The 16,648-nt window shown below is 64.2% G+C and carries 17 protein-coding genes; 6 read left to right on the top strand and 11 right to left on the bottom strand.

Annotated features, from left to right (window positions below):
* The first annotated feature begins 26 nt into the window (after positions 1–26).
* The 3 genes from Q8L25_RS21535 (at position 27) to Q8L25_RS21545 (ending at position 1,402) form a co-directional block, all read left to right on the top strand.
* Positions 27–1,055: a methionine synthase gene (locus Q8L25_RS21535; protein WP_308921337.1), complete on the top strand. Its 1,029-nt coding sequence runs from the start codon at positions 27–29 to the stop codon at positions 1,053–1,055.
* An 18-nt stretch (positions 1,056–1,073) separates the two neighbouring features.
* Entirely contained in the window at positions 1,074–1,196 is a 123-nt protein-coding gene (locus Q8L25_RS21540) for a hypothetical protein (RefSeq protein WP_374694190.1), read from the top strand.
* Positions 1,197–1,270: 74 nt separating this feature from the next.
* Positions 1,271–1,402 (top strand): hypothetical protein, encoded by a 132-nt coding sequence (locus tag Q8L25_RS21545; protein ID WP_308921338.1) that lies wholly within the window; start codon positions 1,271–1,273, stop codon positions 1,400–1,402.
* 45 nt (positions 1,403–1,447) lie between these two features.
* Here Q8L25_RS21545 and Q8L25_RS21550 read toward each other — a convergent pair whose 3' ends face one another.
* A complete protein-coding gene (locus tag Q8L25_RS21550) occupies positions 1,448–2,680 on the bottom strand; it encodes an MFS transporter (protein WP_308921339.1) in 1,233 nt (410 codons plus the stop codon).
* Positions 2,681–2,914: 234 nt separating this feature from the next.
* Positions 2,915–3,595, bottom strand: a complete 681-nt coding sequence (locus Q8L25_RS21555; protein WP_308921340.1) for a helix-turn-helix domain-containing protein — start codon at positions 3,593–3,595, stop codon at positions 2,915–2,917.
* 81 nt (positions 3,596–3,676) lie between these two features.
* Between Q8L25_RS21555 and Q8L25_RS21560 the strand changes: the two genes are divergently transcribed.
* Positions 3,677–4,795 (top strand): NAD(P)/FAD-dependent oxidoreductase, encoded by a 1,119-nt coding sequence (locus Q8L25_RS21560; RefSeq protein WP_308921341.1) that lies wholly within the window; start codon positions 3,677–3,679, stop codon positions 4,793–4,795.
* On the opposite strand, the gene Q8L25_RS21565 is transcribed toward Q8L25_RS21560, so the two are convergent.
* From Q8L25_RS21565 to Q8L25_RS21575, 3 genes are read right to left on the bottom strand one after another with little or no spacing between them, the layout of a single operon-like run.
* Positions 4,790–5,110: a hypothetical protein gene (locus Q8L25_RS21565; protein ID WP_308921342.1), complete on the bottom strand. Its 321-nt coding sequence runs from the start codon at positions 5,108–5,110 to the stop codon at positions 4,790–4,792. The genes Q8L25_RS21560 and Q8L25_RS21565 overlap by 6 nt on opposite strands.
* Positions 5,111–5,118: 8 nt before the next feature.
* Positions 5,119–5,373: a hypothetical protein gene (locus Q8L25_RS21570; protein WP_308921343.1), complete on the bottom strand. Its 255-nt coding sequence runs from the start codon at positions 5,371–5,373 to the stop codon at positions 5,119–5,121.
* A 9-nt stretch (positions 5,374–5,382) separates the two neighbouring features.
* Positions 5,383–6,168, bottom strand: coding sequence for a DNA/RNA non-specific endonuclease (locus Q8L25_RS21575; protein ID WP_308921344.1), 786 nt, complete (start codon positions 6,166–6,168; stop codon positions 5,383–5,385).
* 139 nt (positions 6,169–6,307) lie between these two features.
* Here Q8L25_RS21575 and Q8L25_RS21580 point away from each other — a divergent pair, with 139 nt between their 5' ends.
* Positions 6,308–6,835, top strand: coding sequence for an SRPBCC family protein (locus Q8L25_RS21580; RefSeq protein ID WP_308921345.1), 528 nt, complete (start codon positions 6,308–6,310; stop codon positions 6,833–6,835).
* 24 nt (positions 6,836–6,859) lie between these two features.
* On the opposite strand, the gene Q8L25_RS21585 is transcribed toward Q8L25_RS21580, so the two are convergent.
* From Q8L25_RS21585 to Q8L25_RS21610, 6 genes are all read right to left on the bottom strand, one after another.
* On the bottom strand, positions 6,860–7,873 hold the full coding sequence (locus Q8L25_RS21585; RefSeq protein WP_308921346.1) for a response regulator: 1,014 nt from the start codon (positions 7,871–7,873) through the stop codon (positions 6,860–6,862).
* Positions 7,866–8,987, bottom strand: a complete 1,122-nt coding sequence (locus tag Q8L25_RS21590; protein ID WP_308921347.1) for a response regulator — start codon at positions 8,985–8,987, stop codon at positions 7,866–7,868. Before Q8L25_RS21590 ends, Q8L25_RS21585 begins: the two co-directional genes overlap by 8 nt.
* 1 nt (position 8,988) lies before the next feature.
* Positions 8,989–10,332, bottom strand: coding sequence for a HAMP domain-containing sensor histidine kinase (locus Q8L25_RS21595; RefSeq protein WP_308921348.1), 1,344 nt, complete (start codon positions 10,330–10,332; stop codon positions 8,989–8,991).
* Positions 10,332–11,732: a class I SAM-dependent methyltransferase gene (locus Q8L25_RS21600; protein WP_308925774.1), complete on the bottom strand. Its 1,401-nt coding sequence runs from the start codon at positions 11,730–11,732 to the stop codon at positions 10,332–10,334. The genes Q8L25_RS21595 and Q8L25_RS21600 overlap by 1 nt, the downstream gene beginning before the upstream one ends.
* A 187-nt stretch (positions 11,733–11,919) precedes the next feature.
* A complete protein-coding gene (locus tag Q8L25_RS21605) occupies positions 11,920–12,927 on the bottom strand; it encodes an AraC family transcriptional regulator ligand-binding domain-containing protein (RefSeq protein WP_308921349.1) in 1,008 nt (335 codons plus the stop codon).
* Between the two features lie 26 nt (positions 12,928–12,953).
* Positions 12,954–13,937 carry a GGDEF domain-containing protein gene (locus tag Q8L25_RS21610; protein ID WP_308921350.1) on the bottom strand — a complete coding sequence of 328 codons (984 nt, stop codon included), beginning with the start codon at positions 13,935–13,937 and terminating at the stop codon, positions 12,954–12,956.
* Between the two features lie 187 nt (positions 13,938–14,124).
* Here Q8L25_RS21610 and Q8L25_RS21615 point away from each other — a divergent pair, with 187 nt between their 5' ends.
* Positions 14,125–16,647, top strand: coding sequence for a TonB-dependent receptor (locus tag Q8L25_RS21615; protein ID WP_308921351.1), 2,523 nt, complete (start codon positions 14,125–14,127; stop codon positions 16,645–16,647).
* Position 16,648: the final 1 nt, after the last annotated feature.

A 16,648-nucleotide genomic window follows, 5' to 3' on the forward strand; every position in this document is an offset into this window, starting at 1 on the left:
TTAACCAACATACAAAGTCATCCATCATGAAAAAATTATTGCCTACTTCAACTGCCGGCAGCTTGCCGAAACCTTCCTGGCTGGCCGAACCTGAAAAACTCTGGTCGCCGTGGAAACTGCAAGACGAAGAATTAATCGAGGGCAAACAAGATGCTCTGCGTTTGTCACTGCAGGAACAACAGCACGCGGGCATCGATATCGTCAGCGATGGCGAGCAGACCCGCCAGCATTTTGTCACCACGTTCATCGAGCATCTGAACGGCGTTGATTTTGAAAAACGCGAGACCGTCAGGATCCGTGATCGCTATGATGCGAGCGTGCCGACAGTCGTCGGCGCCGTGAGCCGCCAGAAGCCGGTGTTTGTCGAAGACGCCAAGTTTCTACGCCGGCAGACCAGCCAACCGATCAAATGGGCCCTGCCGGGTCCGATGACGATGATCGATACGCTGTATGACAGCCACTACAAGAGCCGCGAAAAACTGGCCTGGGAATTTGCCAAGATCCTCAATCAGGAAGCCAGGGAACTGGAGGCCGCCGGCGTCGACATCATCCAGTTTGACGAACCCGCCTTCAATGTTTTCTTCGACGAGGTCAATGACTGGGGGATTGCCACCCTGGAACGGGCGATTGAAGGGCTGAAATGCGAAACCGCCATCCATATTTGCTATGGCTACGGCATCAAGGCCAATACGGACTGGAAAAAGACGCTGGGCTCCGAGTGGCGCCAGTATGAAGAATCGTTCCCCAAGCTGCAGCAATCGAGTATCGACATCATCTCGCTGGAATGCCACAACTCGCTTGTTCCGATCGACCTGATTGAACTCATACGCGGCAAAAAAGTGATGGTCGGGGCGATTGACGTGGCCAGCAATACCGTCGAAACGCCAGAGGAAGTCGCCGACACCCTGCGCAAGGCGCTGAAATTTGTCGATGCCGACAAGCTCTACCCTTCCACCAACTGTGGCATGGCGCCCTTGCCGCGTGACGTGGCAAGAGGCAAACTGAATGCCCTCAGTGCGGGCGCAGCAATCATCCGCGCAGAACTCTCGCGCTAGTTTGCGCGGGCGCTGCTGATGCAGCAGTGGCGCCACCTCACTGACGAGCAGATGGCCTTCCATTTGCTCGATCGCTTCAACTTCCAGCATTTTTTCGGGCGGCGCCACGGCAGCCCGATTCCCGTCCGCACCACAGCCTGATCCAGGCAAGTACCGCGACGGCGGCACCATCTACCCGCAATCGTATTGCTACTACGGGACCGTCCAGCCAGGCAATGCCGGCAGCCGCAGCACGGCCGCGCCGCGCCGCACCGTATGATCCGGGTTACGCCACCACCGGCTACAACGAAGGCCTGCACAACAACTATGGCCGTTACTTCTCCTTCAATGCCCGCTACACGTTTTAATCCGTAGCAGCAGTTGCAGGCAAGCGCCTCCCTCGGGAGGCGTTTTTATTGGCCTTGCGGTTTGCGCCGGCCCAGCGCGGCGGCGGCCAGCAGCACCGCCGTCGCCGCCACCGCATACGGCGCCCCCGCATGCAGGCCATACAGCCAGGCGCTGGCCAGCGGACCGCCCATGCGCGCAATCGACTGTTGCGCCTGGTTCGCGCCCTGCACCTCGCCCTGGCGTCCGGCCGGCGCCGCGTCGGCGATCAGCGCGCTGACGGACGGCTGAAACAGGCCGTCGCCGAAGGTGAACATGGCGATGCCGCCAGCCAGCAGCGGCAGCACGGGAAACAGGCCCAGCAGTGCCAGCAGCAGCAAGCCGCACGCATTGATCAGCAGGCCGGCCGTGGCGACGCGCCGTTCGCCAAAGCGCGGCAGCAGCCAGGTCGCGACCAGCCCCTGGCTGACGATATCCATCACGCCGATACCGGCCAGCACGAAACCGATGGCGGCGGGCCCGAAAGCGAGCAACTCCTTCAGCATCACCGCCAGGTTCGATTGCAGCACCACGCTGCCGAAGGCAAAACAGAACACCACGCCGAACAGCAGGCGCAGGCGCCGTTCACGCAGGGCTGCGGCCAGCTGGCTGATGGCGTTGAAGCGGCCGCCTTGAGGGGGCGCACTGCGCTTGCCAGGAGGCAGGCTTTCCGGCAGGTAGCGCTGGACCAGCCAGGCGTTCACCAGCGCCAGCGCGCTGGCGCCATACAGCGGCGCGGACAATGATAGCTGCCCCAGCAAGCCGCCAAGCACCGGCCCCAGCATGAAACCGAGACCGCCGGCCACGCCCAGCAGGCCAAACGCGGGTCCGCGCTCGGCCGGGGCATGGGTATCGGCGACATAGGCGTACAGGGTGGAAATGCTGCCGGCCGTCAGGCCTTCCATCACGCGCCCCAGCACCAGCACCCACAGCGCGCCGCCGATACCGAACACAGCAAAACCGAGGGCCGAGCCGCACAGCGACAGCAGCAGTACCGGGCGCCGGCCATGGCGGTCGCTCAGCGCCCCCAGCACGGGCGCGGCAACAAACGAACACAGCGCGTATACGGCCAGGATCAGCGCGACCCAGAAAGCGACCTCGCCGGCGACAACATAACGCGCCACCGAGAACGGCAGCACGGGAATAATCAGGGTAAAACCGGCGAAATTGAGAAAGACGGACAGCAGCAAAATGCCGCTGCGGCCTTTGAAGATGGCGGAAAAACGGGTGGCGAGCGAGGTCGCCGCTTGGGGATAATGCATGTACTGCTCCTGGGCTTGGCCCGACCGGAGCGGTTCATCGACATGAGAACCACACGGACGAACCACGGACGCCAAACGGCATCCAGATTCGTCGAGGGGACTCATGCATAAAGCAAGGAACAGAACTTTCATCATGGGCGATGAAAGGATTTGGGCTTACCTATGACCAAATCTGCCTTTTCCGACAGGGGCATTCTAGGGCATGCGGAAGAAAATTGCCAGACGGATCCGCGGTCAGTGGCCGGCGCGCGACACCATGCCTTCCAGGATCAGGTCGATTCCCACCAGAAAATCAGCACGGTCGTCGTGCGCGCTCATCTGCGCCGCGACACTGCGCACGAAGGGATAGGCTTGCGCATCGAGCTGCGACCAGCTGGCGGCCACCGCACCCAGTACCTCGGCCCGGCCGGCGCCGCGCAGACGGGCGGCCTGGGCGTTGGCGGCGTTCTGGCCGCCGACGCCGAGTATGTAGTTCAGCAAGGCCGAGATGGTGGCCCAGTGTTTTTCCGGTGCCACGCCCAGCGCGCGCACCTGCTGGCCCAGGCATTCGATAATGCGCACCATCGTCAATTGCCCCGCCGTCCAGGTCAGCGCCGCACCGATCCAGGGGTGCGCATCCATCGCGTCGAACATGGCCAGCGCCACGCCGCGCACGGTCTGCGCGGGCGCCGCGCCCGCCGCACCCAGGTCCACCGTGCGCGACACGATGGCGTCGCAGGCCGCCACCAGCAGGTCGTGCTTGCTGGCGATATGCCCGTAGATGGCGCCCGGCCCGGTGGCCAGCCGTTCGGACAGGGTGCGGAAGGTCAGCGCGGCCTCGCCTCCGCTGTCGAGCAACTCGATCGAGGCGGCAATGATGCGCTCGCGCGACAGCGCATCGTCGCGGCGGGGACGGCGTGGTGTTTTTTCAGTCATGCCGCATCTTGACACAAATGGAATTCCATTCCAATATATTGGAACAACGTTCCAAACCATGATCAACCAGGAAAAATCACCATGAAAACACCGGTCACCATTATCGGCGCGGGCCTGGGCGGCCTCGTGCTGGCCCGCGTGCTGCATCTGCACGGCATCGCCGCCACGGTCTACGAAGCGGAAGCCTGCGCCACGTCGCGCGCGCAGGGCGGCATGCTCGACATCCACGACTACAACGGCCAGCTGGCCCTGCAGGCGGCGGGGCTGATGGCACAATTTCACGCGCTGATCCTGGAAGGCCGGCAGGCGATGCGCGTGCTGGAGCGCGACGGCACCGTCCTGCTCGACGAACCCGACGATGGTTCGGGCACGCGCCCGGAAGTGCAGCGTGGCGAGCTGCGGCAAATGTTGCTCGATTCCTTGCCCGCCGGTACCGTGCAATGGAATCACAAGGTCAGCAGTGTGGCTGCGCTGGGCAATGGCCGTCACGCCGTCGCGTTTGCGCATGGGGCCACAGTTGAAACGTCATTACTGGTGGGCGCCGACGGCGCCTGGTCGCGGGTACGGCCCTTGTTATCGAGCGCGACGCCCGGCTATATCGGCACCTCGTATGTGGAAACGTGGCTGCACGATGCCGGGGCGCGGCATCCGGCCAGCGCGCAGATCGTCGGCGGCGGGCAGATGTGCGCGCCGGCACAGGGCCATTCGATCATGGCGCATCGCGAACGCGGCGAGACCTTGCACGCCTATGTCATGCTGGCCAGGCCGCTGGCCTGGTTTGACGATATCGATTTTACGGACCAGGCCGCGGCCGGCGCGCGTATTGCAAGGCAATTCGACGGCTGGGCGCCGGCATTGACGGCCCTGATCACAGACAGCGACACGGCGCCGCTATTGCGCCCCCTGTACGCCCTGCCCGTCGATCACCGCTGGGAGCGGGTGCCCGGCGTCACGCTGCTTGGCGACGCGGCCCACCTGGCCGCTCCGAATGGCGAAGGCGCCAACCTGGCCATGCTGGACGGCGCCGAGCTGGGCCAGGCCCTGGCCGCCCATCCGGAGGATGTCGAGGCCGCATTGGCAAGTTATGAGCAGGCCATGTTCAGCCGCAGCGCACAGGCAGCCATGGAGGGCGAGCAGCTACAACGGCTGCTGACCGGCGACAACGCGGCCGCCAGGCTGGTCAGCATGCTGACATCATGAACCGCCATCGCCATGGAAACATTCCCACGCCGCCGCTTCGATATCCTCGATGACATTGCCGTCCTCGTCCGTCACCGTAAACTGTTGCTGGCAACCGCCCAGGCTGGCCGCGCCGTCCAAGGCCAGCAGCATGGTGTACAGCGTGTCGCGCACCACCGTGTCCAGAATGGCTGTCAGCTGCAGCGCCTGCTGATCATCGAGTCCCAGCGTGGCGATCTTGGCGGCAACTTCGCTGCCGGACGCACGCTGCGTGAAATCGTTGACCAGCTCAGCCCTCAGTGCATTGCAGTGGCCGGCGAATTGTGCGCCATCCATGGCCGGCATCACTCGAACGGATTGTCGACCGTCTTGACCTCGGGCGGCGGCAACTGCTTGGGCAGTTCCTGCTGTTCCAGTTGCGCCACCACCTCGCCGAGCAGCTTGTGCAGCTGTTTGGCCAGTGCCAGGCCGGCCTGGTCCAGGGTCAGGTCCAGGTCGCCACTGAGGCTGACGCGGTCGAGGCGGTTTTCCACGCTCAAAGTGCCGATATTGAGCACATCGCTTTCATTGGCGTAGGGAACGAATTTTTTTGCGCACATGGGGTGGCCTTATTTGAACTTTTTGCTGTTGATCTTGGGCAAGCTGAGCATGCGCAGCTTTTGCTGGCGCGTCAGCGACGGTAACAGATTGATGCCAAGCTTGTCTTCCAGTTGGGCGATGCTCAGCACTTCATAGTCCCTGGTATCGGTGTTGGCGATAAAGTAGGCGGCGCCGGCGCCCTGGCGCGGGCTGTAGACGGCCTTGTACAAATGGCTGGGGACGAGCACCCGGCCCACTTTGCGCAAGTTGCCTCCGATAAAGGCCGGCCCTGTGATCACATACAGCGCGCCTTCCTTCTTGGCCATCTTGCGCACGGCGCCTTCGATGCCGGCCCATACATAGCGGTTGTTGCGCGCATCTTGCGGCACCATATTGGCCAGGGTAAAACTGTCCTGCTGGCTGCGGCGGTCGGGCATGTCGCCATTCGGCGCCATATGTCCGCGGTCGAAGCCGCTGCGCGCATAATCGGCCAGTTCGGCGCGCTGGCCGGCGGGCAGCTTGCGTTCCGCATGAAACGAGTTTTCGCGCGACAAATCCTGCGCCGCTTCGACATTGCTGGCCGTCAGGTGCTCGGCCGACCACAGCGGCGTGCGCGTGACACCGGAATGCATGACGCCAAACACGGTGTAGCACAGCTCGGTGGTCGATACGTCCAGCTTGGGATTGGTGATTTCGGGCGGCCGGCCATCGACATAATGTGCGGGACAGGCGGCGGCCCAGGCGGTGTTCGCGGCCAGCGCTGTCGCCAGCAGGCCGCACGCCAGGCCGAGCCTGGCGATGGTACGTTGAATCATGATTCCCTGGTTTCAAATTCTTGCAAAGCAGCATTCTAGCGGACGCCAGCCGCAGCCGACAAACGACATGCGCAGCCGTGCGCGCATCTGCTAAGATTGAACCGATTTGTCGGTATCCCTATCAAGCATTGGAGAGCATATGATCAAGAAGACCTTGCTGCTGATTGCCATTTTCGTTGCCGGCGTGCTCGGCTTTGCCACCACCAAGCCGGATATCTTCAAGGTGCAGCGCGAAGTGAGCATCAAGGCGCCGCCGCAGAAGATCGCCGCGCTGATCACCGATTTCCGCGAGTGGAAAACCTGGTCGCCCTGGGAAACGCTCGATCCCGGCATGCAGCGCACCTACAGCGGCCCGGACAGCGGCAAGGGCGCGCGCTATGCGTGGCAGGGCAATGACAAGGTGGGCGCCGGCCGCATGGAAATCATCGAGGCGCCCGGCCCCGAGCGCACCGTGATCAAGCTCGACTTCCTGCAGCCCTACGTCAGCCACAACACCACCATCTTCACCCTGGCACCCGACGGGGACGGAACGCGGGTCAACTGGACCATGACCGGCCCCACCCCGTATGCCAGCAAGGTCATGAATGTATTTGTCAGCATGGACACCCTGATCGGCAAGGATTTCGACAAGGGCCTGGCGCAATTGAAGCAGGCCGTGGAGGACTGATCGTCCGCTGCCACGGCGGGCCGGTCAGAACTGCTCGATCCACGCCGCCAGGTGATCGGGCGTGAGCGCCGGTTCGGCCTGCATCACCTTGCCCTGCAAGCCCTGCTCGCTGGCATCGACCTGCAGCGACCAGCCGCGCCGCGCCAGCCACAGCAGGCTGGCCAGCCAGAAAGCGTGCGTCGACGAGACCGGCGTGCCGGTCGGCGCTTCCAGAAATTCCGTCAACAAGCGGCTCTCAAGAAACAATATCGTGCCGCCAACGTCGCGCACCGCCGCGCCGAACACCGGCAGCAGCAGGTCGATGGTCTGCTCCACGCCGCGTCCCGGGTGCGCCGCTTCCAGCGCGTCGAGCTGCTGCCGCACATCGGCGCCGAAGGCGGTGCTGCGGAATGCCTCCGACGCGACCAGGTCGGCATAATCCATCAGCAGCCAGTCCGGTTCCGGCGCAATCACGCCGGCCGTCAAGGCGGCCGACAGATACGCTTCCACCGGCAATTGCTGCTCCGGCCCGGCCAGGCTGGCACACAGGCTGTACAGGCAGCCGATGCGGTTGGCGACCGCCTGGCGCTGGCGCACCAGCAGCTTTTCGCGCAGCAACTGGGCGTGCTCGCTGCGCAGCTGCGCCAGCGCCAGCGCCTGCTTCAACTCCATGCGCAGCGCCGCGATATCCCACGGCTTCTGGATATAGCGGTGGATCTGGCCCTGGTTGACGGCCTCCACCGTATGTTCCATCTCGGAATACGCGGTGGTGAGAATGCGCACGATATGCGGATGGCGGTCCCAGGCATACGACAGCAATTCATTGCCGTAGGCGCCAGGCATGCGCTGGTCGGAGACCAGCACGGCGATCCGGGCCGCGTGTTCGTCGAGCACGCGCTTGCCCTCCTCGACCGACATGGCGGTCAGCACATGGGCCAGCGGCGACATGGCGCGCTGGAAATATTTGAGGGCGTTGGCCTCGTCATCGACATACAGTATCGTCGGCAAGGCGGGTACCGGCTCGCGCTGGGCCGGCAAAGGCAGAGGGGCGTCAATCATGCTCGTTCCTTATAGTTACTGGAAAATTCAGGGTGACGGTGGTGGAACTGCCATGCTCGGTGGCGATAACTATGGTACCGCCGAACGACTGCATCATGCGTTTGCAGAAGATCAGGTTCCAGCCCGGCGCTTGCGGGCCGGCGGTGGCCAGCGGATCGCGCAGCAGGTGTTCGGCCAGCTCAGGGCCGGCGCCGCCATCGGCATTTCTGCGCACGCTGATGCTGCCAGCCGTCACCGCCAGCACGATGGCCGGACTCGCATGGCCCTCGAGCGCGCGCAAGCTACTGCCCAGCACCGATGACAGGATCAGCGAAACGCAATGGGGTGACTCGGCAATGGCGAAATCGCCGCCCTCCTGCAGCGTGATGCAGGCGCGCTGGCGTGGCGTCATGGGGTAGCTGTCGAGCAAGCCGGCCAGCAGTTGCCGCGCACTGCTGCCGGTCCCGATGCCGGTCGCGGTCGCGGTCGCGGTGCCAGTGCCGGTCCCGGTCCCGGCCAGGCGCACGGTGTCGACAAAGCTGGCCAGCACCGCCAGGCAATAGCGCGCATTGTCATGCATCAGCGCCGCCGCTTCGGCGATCTCGGCCTCTTCGCCGTGCAGCGCGGTGGCGCGCCGTTCGATGCCGCGCGCAAAATTGGCCACCGCCGCCAGCGGCGTATTGAGTTCATGTTCCAGGAAGGCCAGCGATTCGTCGATCGCCATCAGGCCCAGGCGGCGCGCCGCGCGGGCGCGCCCGGCCTGCACCGCCAGTTCCAGGGCGCGCAGCAGTTCGTTTGTCTCCAGCGGTTTTTCCAGCAGGCGGAACAGCGAGCCGGCGTTGATCAGTTCCAGCAGCACCTGCTTGTCGGCATAGGCGGTGGCCAGCATGCACACGATGTGCGGATAACGGCGCTCGACTTCCGGCAGCAGCTCGCTGCCCAGGCGGCCCGGCATGCGGTAGTCGGTCACCAGCACGTCGATGCGCGCGCCGCTTTCGGCCAGCTGCGCCAGCGCCTGGTCGACGCCGGCGGCCGTCAGCACGCGGTAGCGCGCGCCGGCAAGATGGGCAAAATACTTGCACGCCAGTTCCTCGTCGTCCACATACAGCACCGTGGCGCGGCTGTCGAGTTCCATGCTAGCGGCCCTCCCAGTCGGAGCGCTGCAGGTCAAAATTCATGCTGGCCCAGGAACCGAACACGCTCTCGGCCGACAAGGTGCCACCATGGCGCTTGATCACGCCATAGCTGATGCTCAGCCCCAGGCCCAGCCCCTGGCCCACTTCGCGGGTGGTAAAGAACGGTTCGAACACGCGCGCCAGGTTTTCCGGCTCGATGCCGGGGCCGTTGTCGCGCACGCTGACATGCAGCCGCTCGTCCTGCCAGTACGCACTGATGCGGATTTCGAAGGGCTGCAGATTGCGCTTGCGCATCGACAGCACGGCGTTGCCCAGCAGGTTGATCAGCACGCCGACGATGGCCGCCTCGTCGCCGCGCACCAGGGTGTCTTCAGGCAATGCATGGCTGATATCGACGTTCTTGGTTTCGTGGCCGACCAGGCGGATGGCGGACTCCAGCGCGCGCTGGAACTGGAAGTGGCCCCGTTCGAGCTGGTCGCCGCTCTTGCGGTAGGCAAAGGTCTTCAGGTCCGAGACGATGTGCTGCACCCGCAGCATGCCCTGCTTGGCGTCGGCCAGGCATTCGCTGATCAGGGCGTTCTGACGCGCGGCCGGCTCTTCCATGGCAACGTCGATCGCCATCATGCAGAAATTGACGGGGTTGTTGACTTCATGCAGCAAGCCGGCCGCCAGCGTGCCGATCGCCGCCATCTTTTCCTGCTGCAGCATCTGGCCCTTGATATCGGCCAGGTCCTTGTTGGTCTCTTCCAGCTGCAAATTCTTTTGCGCGACTTCGGCCTTCAGCTGGAACAGCATGAAGCGCGCGCGTTCGTTAAAGTAGGTAAACACGGCGCTGATGCTGGCCGACATTACCAGGAACAGGCAGTTGACGACGAATTCCGGCGACAGCTGCGCGCCGCCCGCATGCCAGGCGCAGGCGGCCACGTACAGCAGGCAGGACAGCGCGCCGAACACCATGTTCTGCCACAGGCCGAAGGCCAGCACGATACCCGAAGAATAGATCGCCAGGGTCATGCCGACGTAATAGATCGAGGCCGCGCCTTCGGTCATGGCGATCATCCAGGCGATCATCAGTTGCGGCAGCAGCAGCCAGGCAAACGTCATCCAGGCGATGCGTTCCTGCGCCCAGCGCGTGCGCATGGCCAGCGCCACGCAAAAAATCAGCGCCGCGACCAGCACCCGCGCGCCCGTAAACGAGCGCTGCATGTCCGGATACAGCGCCGAATCCAGGCCCATGCCCAGCAGGATCAGCACAATGCCGGTATACGCCCCGCCACGGCTGAATTCCAGCCGGAAGTCGCGCAACACGGCCGTGTAGCCGGCATGCAGGCCTGGTCTGTCCATCACGGAATGCTCACTTCCGCAAACACATTCACGCCGGTGGCGTCGACATAGATGTGGCGCTCGACCGCATACTCGGGCAGCAGGGCCGACAAGGTCGCTTCATTGCGGTAGATCAAATGCCATTCCAGCAGATGCTCCATGCCGAACTTGCCGGGATTGTTTTCATGCACGTTGGTGACCAGCAAGCGCCCGCCCGGCCCCACGCGCGCCGCGAAGTGCATCAGCAGGCGCGCGCAGACCTTGTCGGACAAGTAATCGAACAGGCCGGCGCAATATACGGCGTCGAAATCGCCGCCCCTGCCCGCCTCCGCCTGCGCGGGGCCGTGGCGGCGCTTGAGCAGGTTGTGCACGGAGTCGTGCACGTATTCGATCACGGCCGGGCGGCCCGTGCGCTGCATGATGGTGTCCAGACGCGCGCGGGTCCAGTCCAGGGTCTCGCCGCTGAAGTCGACCAGCTCGAACGACAGCCACTGCGCATCCATGCAGGTGTCGAGGAAGCGCTGTACCTCGACGGCCGGGCCGCAGCCGACATTGAGCACGCGAAACACGCGCCCGGCCTGGCGCGCCTCCGCCGCTTTTTGCGCGAGAAAGTCCGTCAGAATGTCGATGCGGTTGCGGTGCGCGGTGGCCACCGCCGCCTGCAAAAAGGCAGCATTGACGATCTGAAAATAAGTGCTGGGGCCCTGGCGCGGATCATCGAGCAACTGGTTGACCATCTGGTAGTCGCCCGCATAGCCGAGCGGCTTGGTAAAGGTGCGGAACACGAACGGCGCGCGCAGGATCATGGGATGCAGGGCGGCCTGGGCAAACGCGCGGTGGGCCGGCGCATGCTCGTCGGGCACTTGCGCGGCGGCCGTTTCCAGCTGGCGCAAGTACAGCTGGGTTTGTTCCATCAGCGGCTGCGCCAGTTCATCGAAAATATCGCTGCGCAGGCGGCCATTTTCTTTCGGCAGCGAATCGGACAGGTCGACCTGCTCGACCCAGCGCGCCACTTCCGACAAAAAGGCGCGCATCTCGTTGACGACGATCTGGTAATCGCGGCTGATGCGCGAGCGTTCGCTCCAGCCGGTGACAAAGGCCGACGATTCGCGGCCGATGGCGCCCTTGACCACCACCACGTCGCTCAGTTCGCGCCATTCATCGATCAGGGTCACCGACACGATGGCGGTCAGCCCCGTATTGACGCTGCTGATGACCACCGCCTTGCCGACATAAGCGTTCTTGGCCCCCATGCGCACGGTCAGTTCATTGAGCACTTCGCTCACCTGCACGATCGAATAGGGATTGTAGATTTCCATCACCAGCGAATTGCGCTGCAGGTTGAAAATCGTACCGCGCACCGCTTCACCCTGGGTGTTGCGGAAACTGACGACTGGATCGATTTGCGATTGTGAATACACGATTGAGGTTATCAAGTTGTCGGTTTCTGGCCGTCATCCGTGCCCGGGATGCGCCAGCGACCGCACAGGGTTGGTGGCCGGCCTGGCCATTTTCCAGCGTCTGTTATCGCTCTTGTCGAGTGTACTATGGATGTAGCCGGAAGGGCAATTGTTCGCTCTGGAACCTATCTGTGCGTGGCCCGGACGCCTATCCCGAGACGAACAAACCGAGCGCGTGGCGCAGCAATTGCGGCGTCTGCCCGGTCCAGCGCTTGAACGAGCGGCGAAAATTGGTGGCGTCGTGAAAACCCAGGTAGGCGGCCACGGCGTCGTTGTCATAGCCATGGGCCTGGAACAGATAGATGGCCTTGTGTGCGCGCACCTGGTCGAGCTCGGCCTGGAAGTGGCTGCCGTGGCGCGCCAGGTGGCGCTTCAGGGTGGCCGGGCTGACGCCGAAGTCCTGCGCCGTGCGCTCCAGGGTCGGCGCGCGGCGCAGTTCGCGCAGCAGATAATCGTACAGGCCGCCAAGCAGGCTGGGCGCGGGCGCCGCCTCCAGGCTGGCGGCGCGCTGCGCCAGGGCGGCCGCGGTGGCGTTGCCGCGTGGCCAGGGCCGGTCCAGCCAGGCCGTGTCGATCAGCATGGCGTCGAGCTGGCAATCGAAACGCAAGTCCTGGCCCAGGTGTACCTCGTGCTGTTCCACATGGCGCGGCCGCGCGCGGTTGAAGCAATAGCGCCATGGCAGCTTCTCGCCGGCCAGCCAGCGGCACATGGCGCTCAGGGCCGTCATGTGCATTTCGACCAGGAAGGGCAACTGGCTCGGCGCGCCGAAGGCATCGGTCCAGTACAGCACCTGCAAGGCGCCGGCGTCGCGCAGGCGCGGCTGCAACAGCGGACACAGTCGTGTATGGCTGCCGCACAGCACGCCCAGGGCCTGGCGCAGATTCTGCGCCTGCAGCAACGCGTGGCTGACGGCGCCATAGTGCCCGGGCAGCAATTGCTGGCCCAGCATGAAACTGGTATCGCTGCTATCGAGGCTGCGCGCCACATTGGCCAGCAACTGCAGGTATTGGGTGGCCGACAGCAGGCTGTCATCCAGCCCATCGTCGACGCTGTCGAGACCGGTGCCGCGCAGCAGCGGCGCGCCGGGCGCATCGCGCGAGCGGGCATAGCCGAGCACCAGCGCCGGCTGGTGCCGCGCCGCAATGCTGGGCTCCATTGCCTGCGTCAGTTTCACCGGGCAGTTCAAGCGGGCGCCGCGCCGCGCAGCGGCGTTTCCACGGCACGGCTCAGCTCGGCCAGCACCACTTCGGGTACGCCATCGGTCATCGAGCAGGCATGGCGCAGGCTCAGGGCCACTTCGCCATCCCTGGCGAAATGGCGCATCTGGCCGACCATGAAACACAGGTGGCGCGCCACCTCGACGGCGTCCGTGCGGGCCACGCCCGGCATCAGCACGGCAAAGCGGTCGCCCGCATAGCGGCACAGCAGGTCGTCATTGCGCAAGTTCAGCAGCAGCATATGGCCGACCGCCTGCAGCACGCGGTCGCCTTCGGCATGGCCGTGTTCGCGGTTGATCAAATGAAATTTGTCGATATCGAGCAGCACCAGCGCACAATCGACGCCGGGGCGGCGCTCCTGCTCCAGCCGCAGCTGCGTGCGCAGATAGCTGGCGTCGGCCAGCTGGGTGATGCGGTCGAATGCACGATGGTCGCGGAACAGGCGCTCGCGCTTTTGCAGGTGCTCGTTCAGGCGAAACTGTTCATGGCGCCAGTAGTACATGCCCACCGTCACCAGCAGCATGCCGAAAGGAATCAGCGCTTCGAGCCAGTTGTCCCACAGCTCCTGCTTGTCGACGGCAAAGAATTCATCGAGACAATCGGCCCAGGACCCCAGCATGATGGCGCACAGGCCGCCCGCCAGCAGGCGCGTCACCAGCCCGCGCGGCCGGCTGCTGAGGGTGAACAGGAACCAGATGCCCGCCATCACGGCCGTGCCGCCTTCGCAGACGATGTCCATCCATTTCCAGGCGTGAAACGGCTTGGCCACGCCCAGGGTCGAATACAGCAGGAAAAAGACCGGCAGCGCCAGCGCGGCGGCGATCAGACTGTTGCGGTGAAGTTGCAGCATGGCGTTACCCTTTTTGACAAGTGCGCCCACCATACCGGCCAGCCATGACAGCACGATGACATGCGCGTGGCGCGGCGGCGACAGGTGCAAACGGCTCACGGCGAGAGCGAAAGCCCCGCTAAAAACATGGCGCCGCCGCCCTGGCCCGTGCGTGCAAGAGTCATTTCAGCTCATCCGGGCCTGAAACCCGCTGCCAGCGCGCGTTTGTGCCGCGCCCTGTCATGGATCGGTCATATTTGCTGCCTAGAATCCGCCCGGTTCCCTCCACTCCCCTCTTGAGCCCAACATGAAAACCAGCATCACTTCTTCGATGTCTTCCCCGCTGCGCCTGTCCGCGCTGGCCCTGGCCGTGATGGCCGCCTTCCATGCGCCAGCGCAGGCCCAGGACGAGTCCGCTACAGTAGTCATCAAGGGCCAGCGTTCCAGCCTGCGCAATGCGATTGCGGCCCAGGAAAAGGCCGACAATATCGTCAGCGTGATCAGCAGCGACGATATCGGCGGCCTGCCCGACAAGAACGCGGCCGAAGCGCTGGCCAGGTTGCCCGGCGTTTCCGTGCAGCGCGACCAGGGCGAAGGCCGCTATATCACCGTGCGCGGCCTGGGGCCGGACCTGAACGCCGTCACCATCAATGGCGCCCTGGTGCCCTCGCCCGAAGCGGGCCGCCGCGCCGTCGCGCTCGACATCCTGCCGGCCGGCCTGATCCGCACCCTGGAAGTGTCCAAAACCCTGCTGCCGGAAATGGACGCCAACTCGCTGGGCGCCACGGTGGAGGTGAAATCGCTGTCGGCCTTCGATGTGCCGGGCAAACTGTTGTCGGCGAATATCGCCGCCAGCCACGACGATAAAACCGGCAAGACCAGCCCCAGCGGCGGCGCGCTGTGGGCCCAGCGCTTTCTCGATGGCAAGCTGGGCGTGGCGGCCGGCATCAGCGCCGAAAAGCGCTCCTTCGGTTCCGACGACGTGGAAACCGGCGGCGCCTGGAGCAACGGCCGCCTGAGCAGCCTGGAATTGCGCGACTACCTCCCGGTGAGGAAGCGCGGCGCGCTGGCCGTCAACCTCGACTACCGCCCCGAAGCGGGCAACAGCTGGTTCCTGCGCTCTTTCCTCAGCGAGTTTTCCGACAATGAAGTGCGCGACCGTATCACCATCAGCAATATCGCGGGCGGCAGCCTGGCGGAAGGCGAAACGGGCACGGCGCGCGCCGAACGCCGCATCCGCCAGCGCAAGTACACGCAGCAGGTGCGGTCCCTGGTATTGGGCACCCAGCAAACGGCGGGCGACTGGACCCTCGATATCAAGGGCGGCGCCAGCCGCGCCACCGAAGACACGCCGGAGTCCTTGAACGACGGACGTTTTCGCGCCACCAGCAATATCGCCGGCGTCGGCTTTACCGACACCCAGCAGCCGCTGTTGACCGGCCCGGCCTCGCTGTACGACCCGGCCAGCTATGCACTGAACGCCATCACCCTGCAGCAGCGCTATTCGAAAGACAATGAACACCATGCGCGCATCGATCTCACCCGCAAGTTCGATAGCGCCACCCTGAAATTCGGCGCCAAGGCCAGCCGCCGCGAAAAAACCAATGACACCAATCAATGGGCGTATAACAGCAGCAAGGCCACCAGCGGCAATTACTGGGGTGCGGGCAGCACCGCCATGAGCGCTTTCGTGCAGGGCCGCAATCTCGACTACGACCTGGGCGCCATCGGCGTGGCGCTCGACCCCGCTTTGATCCGCGCCCGCGTGGCCGGCCTGGACCGCGACAAGGCGCGCCTGGCCACCGAATCGATCATCAATGACTACCGCATGCAGGAAGACATCAATTCCATGTACGTGCAGAACAGCTATGACTTCGATGCCTGGCATGTGCTGGGCGGCGTGCGCGCCGAGCGCACCAGCTTTGAAGCCGCCGGCTCGCAAGTGAACAGCAGCGGCGTCGCCACCCCCTTGACGCGCGAGCGTTCCTACACCAACTGGCTGCCGAACCTGCAGACGCGCTACGACCTCGACCAGAAGACCAGCGTGCGCGCCGCCTGGACCCAGGCCGTGGTACGGGCCAACTTCAGCCAGTTGGCGCCCGGCGTCAGCCTGGCCAGCAATACGGAAGCGGTGATCGGCAACCCGGACCTGAAACCCTTGAAGGCCAACAACCTGGACCTCGGCATCGAGCGGGTGCTGGGCAACGACGGCGTGCTGTCGGCCTACGGTTTCTACAAGGACATCAAGAATTTTACCTACACCACCAACCTGGCCGGCACCGGCCAGTGGGCCAGCTACACCAGCGCCACCTCGTATGCGAATGGCGACGCGGCCAAGGTCAAAGGTATCGAGCTTTCTTACATGCAGCCGCTGCGCATGTTGCCCGCACCGTTCAACCAGCTCCTGCTGGGCGTCAACGGCACCTTGACCACCTCGTCGGCGCAGATCGCCCGCTACGACAAGGCGGCCGGCCGCCAGTTGTCGCGCAACATCCGCCTGCCGGGCCAGTCGAACCAGGTGATGAATTTGATGCTGGGCTATGAAACCGGCCCCGTCAGCGCCCGCCTGGCCCTCAACTACAAGTCGCCGTATCTGCTGGAAATGGGCGGCGATATCCTGCAGCAAAGCCAGGACCATATTGTCGACAGCCAGAAGCAGCTCGATTTTTCGCTGTCGTACCAGCTCAGCAAGCAACTCCAGCTGACGTTCGAGGCGGCCAACCTGAACAATGAAAAATACTATGTCTATCAAGGCACGAAGCAGTTCAACGTGCAGAACGAACAATACGGCCGCACCTACAAGCTGAGCCTGAAAGCGAGCGCCTTTTAAT

It is taken from the genome of Janthinobacterium sp. J1-1 (genome assembly GCF_030944405.1).
Classification (GTDB): domain Bacteria; phylum Pseudomonadota; class Gammaproteobacteria; order Burkholderiales; family Burkholderiaceae_D; genus Janthinobacterium.